The sequence below is a fragment of the Arthrobacter sp. 18067 genome, from assembly GCF_902706295.1.
Classification (GTDB): Bacteria; Actinomycetota; Actinomycetes; order Actinomycetales; family Micrococcaceae; genus Arthrobacter.
On record NZ_CACSJJ010000002.1, the window covers coordinates 330,943 to 342,320 of the forward strand.

Annotated in this window: 7 protein-coding genes and 1 pseudogene; 6 read left to right on the top strand and 2 right to left on the bottom strand. The window is 63.9% G+C overall.

Annotated elements, in window-relative coordinates:
• The first annotated feature begins 86 nt into the window (after nt 1-86).
• Both GVL04_RS04015 and GVL04_RS04020 read left to right on the top strand, forming a co-directional pair.
• Nucleotides 87-1,544: an APC family permease gene (locus GVL04_RS04015; RefSeq protein WP_159699907.1), complete on the top strand. Its 1,458-nt coding sequence runs from the start codon at nt 87-89 to the stop codon at nt 1,542-1,544.
• Nucleotides 1,534-3,168: an amidohydrolase gene (locus GVL04_RS04020; protein ID WP_159699910.1), complete on the top strand. Its 1,635-nt coding sequence runs from the start codon at nt 1,534-1,536 to the stop codon at nt 3,166-3,168. The genes GVL04_RS04015 and GVL04_RS04020 overlap by 11 nt, the downstream gene beginning before the upstream one ends.
• Here GVL04_RS04020 and hrpB read toward each other — a convergent pair.
• Nucleotides 3,165-5,843: an ATP-dependent helicase HrpB gene (gene hrpB, locus GVL04_RS04025; RefSeq protein WP_200846737.1), complete on the bottom strand. Its 2,679-nt coding sequence runs from the start codon at nt 5,841-5,843 to the stop codon at nt 3,165-3,167. The genes GVL04_RS04020 and hrpB overlap by 4 nt on opposite strands.
• A gap of 100 nt (nt 5,844-5,943) precedes the next feature.
• Nucleotides 5,944-6,987: an NAD(P)-dependent alcohol dehydrogenase gene (locus GVL04_RS04030; protein ID WP_159699916.1), complete on the bottom strand. Its 1,044-nt coding sequence runs from the start codon at nt 6,985-6,987 to the stop codon at nt 5,944-5,946.
• 130 nt (nt 6,988-7,117) lie between these two features.
• On the opposite strand from GVL04_RS04030, the gene GVL04_RS04035 reads away from it, so the two are divergent.
• From GVL04_RS04035 to GVL04_RS04050, 4 genes and pseudogenes are all read left to right on the top strand, one after another.
• Entirely contained in the window at nt 7,118-8,014 is an 897-nt protein-coding gene (locus tag GVL04_RS04035; protein WP_159699919.1) for a helix-turn-helix transcriptional regulator, read from the top strand.
• Between the two features lie 20 nt (nt 8,015-8,034).
• The gene (locus tag GVL04_RS04040) at nt 8,035-8,439 is read left to right on the top strand and encodes a cupin domain-containing protein (protein ID WP_159699922.1); all 405 of its coding nucleotides are present in this window, start codon (nt 8,035-8,037) and stop codon (nt 8,437-8,439) included.
• A 97-nt stretch (nt 8,440-8,536) separates the two neighbouring features.
• Nucleotides 8,537-10,225: a DapH/DapD/GlmU-related protein gene (locus tag GVL04_RS04045; protein ID WP_159699925.1), complete on the top strand. Its 1,689-nt coding sequence runs from the start codon at nt 8,537-8,539 to the stop codon at nt 10,223-10,225.
• Between the two features lie 92 nt (nt 10,226-10,317).
• Nucleotides 10,318-11,378, top strand: a pseudogene (locus GVL04_RS04050) (HNH endonuclease); the annotation flags it as partial.

The window sequence follows — 11,378 nt, forward strand, 5'->3', positions numbered from 1 at the left end:
AGACTCTACGATAAACGAAAGCCTTTCGCTTTATGTTCCACACCCCCCTGGAAACTTCCCTCCCCCAATCACCACAGAGGACCCCCATGTCTGACCTCGAAACCCGACCTCCAGCAGCGGATGCTGGAAATGGGCTCAAACGCAATGCCATCGGCACCGGCGGCATCGCCTTCCTGGTAATTTCGGCCGCAGCCCCGTTGACTGTCATGGCCGGCGTGGCCCCTGTCGCCATTGGCATCGGGGGCATCGGCGCCCCCATGGGCTACGTCATTGCCGGTGCAGTCCTGTTGGTCTTCGCCATCTCTTTCATGGCGATGACCAAACACGTCAAGGCCGCCGGCGGTTTCTACACCTACATCACCCTGGCCATGGGCAAGACCGTGGGGCTGGCCTCGGCCATCCTGGCGATCGTGTCCTACAACTGCCTCCAAATCGGTGTTTACGGACTCTTCGCCGTCCAAACCCAGGCCATGCTGCGTACCCTATTCGGCCTGGACGTACCGTGGCCGGTTGTTGCCTTGGTGGCCATTGCGGCCGTGTGGTTCCTCGGCTACCGCGGGATCGACGTCGGCGCTAAAGTCCTGGGAGTCCTACTCATCGCTGAGACCGCCATCCTGGGCATCATGGGCGTCGGAATCCTCGCCCGTGGCGGCGCCCAAGGAATCAGTTTCGCCTCGTTCTCCCCGGAGCACGCGTTCACCCCCGGAGTCCTTGCCATCCTGGCGATCTGCTTCGCGGCCTTCATGGGCTTCGAATCCACCGTGCTGTACCGGCGTGAGGCCCGCAATCCGGACAAGTCCGTCCCGCGGGCCACATACATCGCCGTTGGGTTCATGTCCGTGTTCTACGCATTCATCGTGTGGACCGTGATCCAGGCTTACGGTGACGGAAACGTGGTCGCAGCTGCCGGCGAACTGGCCGATGGAATGTTCTTCGCCACCATCAGCCAGTACGTGGGTCCTTGGGCAGAAGTAGTTATGTACGTCCTGATCGTCACCAGCGTCTACGCCTCGCAACTGGCCTTCCACAATGCCATTAACCGCTACGTCTACATGCTCGCCAAGGACGGCGTACTCCCGGCTTTCCTCGGCCGGACACACCCCAAATACAAGTCGCCCCACCGTGCCGGACAGATCCAAACCGTCCTGGCCGCCGTCGTCATCATCATTTGCGCCATCGCAGGAGCCGACCCGTACAAGCAGTTGCTGATCTGGGTCAACACGCCAGGGATCTTCGGGATTGTTGCACTGCAGGGCCTGGTGTCGGTCGCAGCGTTCATCTACCTGCGCCGCAACCCCGCGGCGGTCACCCACCGCCTGCTCATTCCGCTCAGCGTTGCCTCGGCCATTCTCCTCTTCGGTGTCGTGGCCCTGATCGCCATCAACATCGAGCTCCTCACCTTTGCAGATGCACTGACCAACACCATCCTGCTGCTGGTTGCCCCCATCGTTTTCCTGGCAGGCATCCTGATTGCCCGCAGCCTGCGCACCACCCGCCCAGACATCTTCGCCCGGATTGGAAGCTTCGAAACCCATGACTCCTGACCTCATCGTCCTTGCCGACACCATCCACACGATGGATGGGCAACCCCACGGGCAGCCTGTCCAGGCCGTGGCTGTCAGCGGTGGCGTGATTACCGCCGTCGGAAGCCGCCAAGATGCCCAGCAGTGGCAGCAAGCCGGCACCCGGGTGGTTGACTTGGGCAGCGCCATACTTACTCCGGGCCTGGTGGATTGCCATATCCACCCGGTGTTCGGCCTGGACCTGACTATCGGCGTTGACTTGTCCGGAGCGTCGACGCTGGATGAAGTCCATGCCCTGCTGAAGTCGGAGGCAACCAACGACGCCGGTTGGTTGCGAGGATGGGGACTGAACCCCAACGCTTTCGGGACAGTGCCGCTGCATCGCAGCGTGTTGGACGACGTCAGCGGCCACAAGCCCGCAATGATCAGGTTGTTCGATGGTCACTCGGCCTTGGCGAACAGCCGGGCGCTGGAACTGGCCGGCATCCACGGTCGGCACGAATTCACGCAGGCTGCAGAAGTGGTGTGCGATTCCGACGGCGTTCCCACCGGCTTGTTGCTTGAAGCCGCGGCCATGGAACTCGTCCAGCGACACATCCCGCAGGAGACCTTCAGCCAGCGCAAAGCACGCCTCGCCGATCTCCTGAGGGACTTCGCCCGCTCGGGACTGACGGGTGGCCACATCATGGACCACAGCGACGAATCCAGCGCGCTCTTCCAGGCGTTGGAGGCCGACGGCGAGCTGCCGCTGCGGTTGCGGACAGCGCCATGGTGCATGCCGGGCAGCGATGAAAGCAACTGGAAGGAACTCGCCCGCACCATTGGTACGGGTGGCCGCCGGTGGTCCGTTGAAGCCATCAAACTCTTCGTCGATGGAACCGTGGATAACGGTACAGCCTGGCTCTATGAACCTGACGTTCACGGCCAGTCCACCGCACCATTCTGGCCACGGCCGGAGGAATACTCCGCGGCTGTCCGCTACTTCGCATCGCGCGGCATCCCGACAGCGACACACGCCATTGGTGATGCGGGAGTGGAGCACGTGTTGAACGCATTGGAGTCGCTCCCCGGCATTGTTCCAGCGGACGTCCTGAGCCAGACCGTCCACAGGATCGAGCACATCGAGACCGTCCCGGATGAGCTCGTCGCACGATTCAAGGGAACGCGCGTAGTGGCCAGCATGCAACCGACACATTGCACCCACTACTCCCTTGCGGACCACAGTGACAACTGGTCCACCCGCCTCGGCGCGGAACGGGCAGACCGGGCATGGCGCTGCAGGGACCTTCGCGAAGAAGGCGTGACGTTGGGCATCGGTTCGGATTGGCCGATCGCACCCTTTGAGCCACTTCCGATCATCGCCGATGCGCAGTTGCGGCGGCGATCCGGACATCCGGAGCAGGAACCCATCGCGCCGGCCCAGGCCCTCACCGCACTCCAAGCGCTTGAGGGGTACACCTCGCACGCGGCGAAGGCTGCTGGCCTGTGGAATGTGTCGGGCTCCATCACAGTAGGCAAACGGGCAGACTTCACGGCGTTCGAGCACGACCCCCTGACCACTGCCCCGGACGAGTTGGCCGCCAGCGCTGTAGTGGGAACGTTCGTGGACGGCGAGATCCAGTTCATGCTGGAACGGCTGGCCTAGCTGGAGGGGCCGGACTGCATCCGTTTCTTCGTCTTGGCGGTGGCCGGCGCGGTCCACGGGTCTTCGGGCCAGGGATGCCTGGGGTAGCGACCACGCATCTCGGCCCGGACCTGGGAGTACGGGCCGGACCAGAAGGACGCGAGATCATCAGTGACGGCCAGGGGCCTGCCTGCCGGGGACAGCAAGTGAAAAAGCACCGGTACCCGGCCATCGACGAGGTGCGGCGTGCGGTCCCAGCCAAAGCATTCCTGGAGTTTGACCGCCACAACCGGCCTGCCGACGTCGTCCGTATCCGCACGATCCGAAACCTCGGGGTAGTCGATCCGCACCCGCGAGCCGCTGGGAACCTCAAGCCTTTCCGGCGCGAGGCTGTCCAGACGGGATGCCTCGGGCCAGGGCAGCAGTCGCCGCAAGGGTTCCGTGAGATTGATGGAATCAGCGGAGGTCCCTGTGGCCATCGCTTCCAGTTCCGGGGCCAGCCAGTCCTCAAGCCGGGCCAGGAGATTGGGCTCGCGGACGTCGGGCCATGGATCGCCGAGCTCGTGATGAAGCAACGCCAGTCGCCTTCGCAGGGCATCCGCTGTGGCTGACCAACCAATGGTCGATAACCCGGACTTCCCCAGCGCCGCAGCAACAGCGTGACGTCCGGCTTCCGCGCTGGGACGGACAGGTGTGGACGACAGGACGATCGCGCCCAGTCGGCGTTCCAGCCGCGCAGTCACCTTGCCCTGGTCAAACTTCGCCTGCACCCTGCTGACCAGAAGATCCGGCGCCGCCGCTTCGGCCAGTTCCGCCGTCAAGGGGGCAGCTGAGCGGATCACGGCACCCGTTCCAGCCGCATCGCGACCCTGTGCGCGCGAGACTTCGGCCACCGCAAGCCAGTCATTCCCGGACAGTGAACTTCCCGCCGGCAGCCCTGCCCGCGTCCCGGACGACAGCAGGTACGTGGTGGATCCATCACCGGGAACAAGCCTGGCCACCCGGTCAGGGAACGCCAACGCGACCACAAAGCCGGGCGCTTCCCTCGCAGTGACCTCTGTCTTCGGTAGTGAATGCACGACGGCGGCCGCCTCCTGACGCGCGATCGATTCCATCCGCTTCGCGTCCTCAGCGAATCGCCGGGCGCTTGGGTCGGAGCCGGACCGCAGGGAGGCCAGGAGCCTTGTGAGGTCGGCGCCCTGCGCGCGCTGGTCACCGGCCACCAGGGCTACCGTCTCAGCCGCTGCACGTTTGCCAACCACAGCAGATCCATCCAGGAGGGCGCGGGCAAGCCGTGGATCTGCGGGTACACGGGCCAAGGTCTTGCCCAAGGCGGTCACTGTGCCGTCTGCTGCGGCAGCGCCCAGTTCCCGAAGGATCTCCATGGCATCGTTCATGGCTCCGGGCGGAGGCGCATCAGGCAACTGCAGGCCGTTGCCGCCCGGCGCACCCCAGCACGCGAGGACGAGCGCTGCTCCGGTCAGGTCTGCGACCGAGATTTCGGGCGTCTGATGTGCCGGGGAGGCCGCTAAAGCCTGTTGGTCGTAGCAGCGCACCACGGTCCCCGGTCCTTGCCGCGCAGCGCGGCCGGCACGTTGCTCTGCCGAAGCCCGCGAACAGGACACTGTCACGAGGCCGGACATTCCACGGCCTGAGTCCCGACGCGGTTCCCTTGACAGACCCGAATCAATGACCAACCGCACGCCGGGAACGGTAAGGGACGATTCTGCCAGGGCAGTCGAGACAATGATCCGCGGCTGGCCTCCGGGCGCACGGCCGGATACGGCACGATCCTGGGCGTCCGGCCCGATCTGGCCGTGCAACTCAAGTACCTCCACGCCCCTCGGCACCTGAGTGCGAAGGCGGGTGGCGACGTCGGACACTTCACGGGCGCCAGGAAGGAAAACCAGCGCGTCCACGTCGTCGTGTTTGGCCAACGCCTCAGCGTGGGCTGTCGCCGCGGTGCGGGCGATGTGATCCAGGAAGCTGCGGGCAACGCCCCGGTCGTTGAGCCGGTGTTCAGCGGCAGGAGCCCATTGAACGCCCAAGGGATACAGCGCGGATGGGCAGTCGACCACGGGAGCCGGCCCGCCGTCGTCGTCCTCCCCTGACCCGTTCCGCCCCAGCAATGCGGCAAAGCGTGCGGCGTCGAGGGTAGCCGACATGGCCACTAACATGAGGTCGCCCCGGAGCTCACGGACCTCGCTGAGCATGCCGACGAGAAGGTCCGTTTCAAGGCCCCGCTCGTGGACCTCGTCCAGCACCACAGCTTCGGTGCTTTCCAGGCCGGGGTCGGCGAGGAGGCGTCGGAGAAGGATGCCGGGAGTGACGAACTCCACCATGGTTTCCGGACAGGTCTTGCTCTCACCGCGGACGGTGTAGCCCACTCTGCCGCCCAGGCGGCTGCCGTCCAATGACGCCAAACGGCGGGCTGCCGAGCGGGCAGCAACACGCCGAGGCTGGGTGACGACGACGCGCGTCCGGCCCGCCTGCCGTTGATCGATGAGGTTGGCCAACAACGGTGGAACCAAGGTGGTCTTGCCCGTACCAGGTGGTGCCTGCACGACTGCAGTGCCGCCGTCGCCCTGGCTTTTCAAGGCGTTTGCCAAGGCCTCAAGGGAATCAGCGAAGACCAAGCCCTTACCGATGGTGTCCAGTCTGAAAGTCACCAGACCATTGTCGCTGGTGCCCGGCATGGGAAAGGCCACGCCCATTGAAACGGGCGTGGCCTTCCTCTGGCTTCTTCTACGGTGCTGTGTCTTTTGTAATGCTGAGTCTTCTGTAGTGCTGTGACTTCTAGCCGATAGTGGAGGCGTCGATGACAAAGCGGTAGCGGACGTCCGAGGCAAGGACACGTTCGTACGCATCGTTGATCTTGCTGGCCGGGATGACCTCGATCTCAGCGCCCAATCCGTGTTCTGCGCAGAAGTTCAGCATTTCCTGCGTTTCGCGAATGCCGCCAATGGCGGAACCGGCGAACCGGCGACGGCCCGTGATCAGCGAGAACACGTTCACCGGCAGTGGTTCGGCCGGAGCGCCAACGTTGACCAACGTTCCGTCAAGCGTCAGCAGCTGAAGGTACGCACTGATGTCGATAGAGGCGCTGACCGTGTTGATGATGAGGTCGAACGTACCGCCGAGCTGTTCAAATGTGGTGGGATCGCTGGTGGCGTAGTAGTGGTCCGCGCCAAGCTGGAGCCCGTCCTCCATCTTCTTGAGGGACTGCGAAAGGACCGTGACTTCAGCGCCCATGGCGTGAGCGATCTTGACGGCCATATGGCCGAGTCCGCCGAGTCCGACGACGGCAACCTTCTTGCCGGGGCCGGCGCCCCAGTGGTGCAGGGGCGAGTAGGTGGTGATGCCGGCGCACAGCAGCGGAGCGGCGACGTCGAGGTCCAGACCTTCCGGAATGGTGACCACGAAGTCTTCATTCACCACGACGTTGCTGGAGTAGCCGCCCTGGGTGATGGTGCCGTCGCGGTCAACGGCGCCGTAGGTGCCCACGTTTCCCTTGAGGCAGTACTGCTCTTCTCCGGCCAGGCAGTTCTTGCACTCCTTGCAGGAGTTGACCATGCAGCCGACGCCAACACGGTCGCCCACCTTGTGTTTGGTGACCTCCGGGCCGACCTCAGTGACGATGCCGGCGATTTCATGTCCGGGAGCCAGCGGATACTGCTGCGGGCCCCAGTCACCCCGGACCGTGTGGATGTCCGAGTGGCAGATGCCGGCGAACTTGATGTCAATGTGGACGTCGTTCGGGCCAACCTCGCGACGTTCGATGGTGGTCAGGGCCAGGTCGCCCGTGGCCGAAGGTGCAGCGTAAGCGTTAGCGGTAGGCATGTTTCTCCTGCGTGGTTCACTTTGTTGGATGACTCCATCTAACCCTGATTCCCTGAACGGAAGGAGTTACTGCTGTTAGGGGTAATGACAGGGACTCCCTTAGCTTGTCAAAGGCCATACCGTTGGAAGCATGGACAACCGGACTGAGACACGCGACTTTCTTGCTACCCGGAGGGCGAAAATTACCCCGGAGCAGGCTGGACTGGCGGCTTATGGCGGCAACCGCCGTGTCCCGGGACTTCGTCGCGGGGAAGTGGCCATGCTCGCCGGAGTGAGTGTGGAGTATTACACCCGCTTGGAGCGCGGAAACCTTTCCGGCGTCTCCGAAAGCGTGCTGGAGTCCCTGGCCAACGCACTGCAGCTCGACGACGCTGAACGCGCCCACCTTTACGACCTCGCCCGGGCAGCGAGCGACGGCGGCAGGTCCCGCCGTCGTCCGGTCCGAAAGCAGGCCATCCGGCCAGGCGTGCAACTTACTCTGGATGCAATCACCGGATCGCCCGCATTCATCCGCAACGGTCGCCTGGATTTGCTGGCTACGAACGCATTGGGGCGGGCCCTGTACTCGGACATCTACGACAGCCCGGCCGGACCACCCAACCATGCCCGGTTCCTCTTCCTTGACCCACGCAGCCGCGATTTCTACACGGACTGGGAACGCGCCGCCAACGACACCGTGGCCATCATGCGGACCGAAGCGGGCAGGGATCCCTATGACAGGGGGCTCAGTGACTTGGTAGGCGAGCTGTCTACCCGCAGCGAGGAATTCCGGGTCCGATGGGCGTCCCACAATGTCCGCCAGCACTACACCGGGAAGAAGCACTTCCGTCACAAGATCGTAGGCGACCTGCATCTGTTGTACGAGGCACTGGATCTATCCGCCGACGCCGGCTTGACCCTGACCGTCTACAACGCCGAGCCCGGCACGGGCACAGCGGACGCCTTGCAACTGCTCGCAAGCTGGGCCGCCACCACGCTGGAGCTTCCCGGGGAACCAGTACCTGTCCGAAACATCCACAACCAGTAACCCAGAACGATAAAGGAACCATGGACATCTTCCCTAAGACCATCAGCACCAAAGGACCGGCGGAACTCTTCACGGGCGACGTCTACTTTGACGTCATTGCCAAGGGGGAAGATCCCTCGCAGCTCCGGGTCAATATCGTCCGCTTCGCACCGTGTTCCCGCACCGCATGGCACACCCATGCCGCCGGGCAAACCCTGCACGTCACTGACGGAGTCTGCTTGGTTCAGGCCCGCGGTGGCGAGGTAAAGGTGGTCCAGCAGGGACAAACCATCTACACACCACCAGGAGAGTGGCACTGGCACGGCGCTGCCCCTGACCACTTCATGAGCCACTTAGCCATGTGGGAAACCACCGGGGTTGCTGACGGTTCCGAGACGACCTGGGGCGAGTTGGTCAGCGACGAGGAGTACGGCTACCCGGAGTGAACGAACGTGATCGTTTGTGATGGGCGCATTGACCGGCGTGTGACCGGCGCGAATAATAGGGGAAGCGCTTTCCCTCACTCACCGCGGAGTCAACGACGTGAATTCCCCTCACCACCTCAGCTACGACTACTCCCCTTGGACGTTCTGGAGTTCCGCATCCGATGCCGAGCGCGAAGCACAATACGAGTATCAAAAGGTCTTCGCGGAGCGGGCGGGAGTGACCATAGGTGAACGGGCATTCCTGTCGCCCCTTGCCAGTGTGGACCCCGATGCCCTCTCCATCGGCGACGATTCGTTTATTGCTGCTCACGCATACGTCACCGGCACCATCACCATCGGCGACGACTGCACCGTCAATGCCTTCACCGTGGTTCGAGGCAACGTCACCATGGGCAACGGCGTGCGGATAGGTGCCCATACGTCCATCCTTGGCTTCAACCATTCAATGGATCCGTCCGAACCTGTCTTCAAGCAGCCGCTAACCCGCAAGGGTATCCACCTAGGGGACGACGTCTGGATCGGTTCCAACGTGGTTGTCCTTGATGGCGTCACCGTCGGATCGCACGCAGTACTTGCCGCCGGCGCGGTGGTCACCAAGGACGTCCCGGAATGGACGATTGTTGGAGGGAACCCCGCCCGCCGGATCCGGGACAGGCGGGATGCCGCTTCGGCCGGACCGTCCGGTGCCGGGGAAACCGCGTTCGACGGCGGGTTGTTGGCCTGGGTGGCGGCCTTCGCCGATGCAGCACGCGCTGACGCTCCTGCGATTCTTTCGAGGAATTGGACGTCTGCCGCCGGCGGCCGTTATGTTGACCGGCCTGGCGCTGCGCCGACCGTCAGGGCGCACTGCGACGCGATTGAAATAGCGGACCTGCTTTTGGGTTGTGCCCCGTTGGAACTGTCGCGGGAGGAGCACATATCGCAACTGCAGAGTCTCCAGGATCCTTCGACAGGCCTGGTTCCGGAGCTGGGTTGTGATCCACAGGGTTCAGATAACAAACTTCGGTTCGGTTCCGGCCCCGCCACCTACCATGTGTTGTCTGTCGGTTACGCACTGGATCTTCTGGGCAGCCGGTTCCGTTACCCGGTGCATGCCGTGGCAGAGATGGACCCAACTGCGTTGGTGGCGTCCCTGGAGGGCCTGCCTTGGCGAAAGGAAGCCTGGGAATCCGGTGCGTGGGTGGACGCTTGGGGAACCGCTGCCTACTGGAACCTTGCCCAAATGCATCCGAACTCCCCTGGTTCAGTTGAGGCGATGTTCGGTTGGCTGTTGACGCACGTCAATCCAGGGACCGGGACATGGGGTACCCCCACGGCCGACACCCGGTTGAAAGTAGTCAACGGGTACTACCGCCTGACGCGTGGCACATTCGCCCAGTTCGGCTTGCCGGTGCCCAATGTTGAGCGGCTGGTGGATACCGTCCTTGAGCACTCCAAGGACCCGCGGTATTTCGCCCCCGGCCGGCAGAACGCGTGCAATGTCCTGGACGTTGTCCATCCCTTATGGCTGGCGTCGAAGCAGACCTCGTACCGCCGGGAAGAGATGAAGGCGTGGGCTGGCACTCAGCTGAAGCAGGCCCTTGCCCGGTGGCATCCGGGCGAGGGAATTGCCTTCAGCGCTGCGCCGGAAAGCGGCAGTCAGCATTTGCCAACCCTTCAAGGAACCGAGATGTGGCTGGCCATCATCTGGTACCTCGCGGACCTTCTCGGGAGCGCCGAAGCTTTGGGATACCGGCCCCGCGGCGTGCATCGGCCTGAACCGGCATTCCTGCTGCCGACACTCTAGGCACCTTGGACGAATCCCTTCCTGTAGGAGCTTTCCCAACGTCCGGGAGGCAAGTGGCTAAAAATGTCAGAGCCTCGTGACAGGGTTTAGTTATGGGAATCATCGGGCAGATCGTGGCACGGCGGGCAGGTTCGCCGCGCGCCAGTGAACTGCTGCGTCAACGGTCCCTGAGGGCTGCAAGCGGCTCCGCCCGGCTCGCGGCTTTCAAGGTCACGACGGCGGTAGCTCCCACCGCGGATATCTCCCGGGGCGCCGGATTGCCTGGCTTTGGGTTGGCTCGCACTGAGCCTTTGGCCGGCTCACCGGAGTCCAGCTCCGCTGATTTGTTGTGCACTTCGCCACTTGGGTCCCTTGATGGTCTTCCCCCACGGTTGGGTTCCGCCGATGACGCGTCTGGACTCATCACGGCGTTGCTTGAATGCGCTGCGGCGGTGGAGTCCGTGCGTTCGTCTGCGGCCTCGGAAGCGCGCTTGTTTGGGTTCATTGAGGCCGCGGATTTCGCGGGCAGGGTAGAGGAGATCGCTAGGGCGCTGGAGTATGTGCAGGTTGTTGCGGCGCAGGCTGTGGAGCGGACCCGCGTTGAGGCACAGCATGCGCAGCCGTGCAGGTCGTCGGCCGGCAAGGATTCGGCGGCCGGACAGGCTTCAGCGGCGGCCACCATGTGGCGGACCGGCTGGACCGAACGGACAGCAGGCACCGGAACCTCATCAGATTCAACGAGCGATGCAGGCTCGGAAGAGGCCGGGGCAGGCGTGTCGCCGGGAAATTCTTCTCCCGGAGTGCCGGGACCCGGTGGCTCAGGCTCCAATGGGTCCGGCGCCGAAAGTCCTGCACGGACCAATCCCCTGGATGACGGGTACCGGAATGCGGCGGAGTTCCTTCGGGCGCGGTTGCGGATCGGCATCGGTGAAGCCCGGCGCAGGCTCGCCCTCGCACCCGACGTCCTCCCCCAAACCGGGATGACCGGGCAGGAAATCCCGGCCCGCCGCGAAGTCCTCGCCGCAGCGGTTGAGGCCGCTTTGGTGCCGTCCCGGTCCGCGACCATCATCAGCACCGCCCTGGACAAGGTCCGGAACCTCACCGACGAAGACACCATCACCCGGATGGAACACGCCCTAACCACCACCGCCATCCAAACCGACCCGGACTTCGT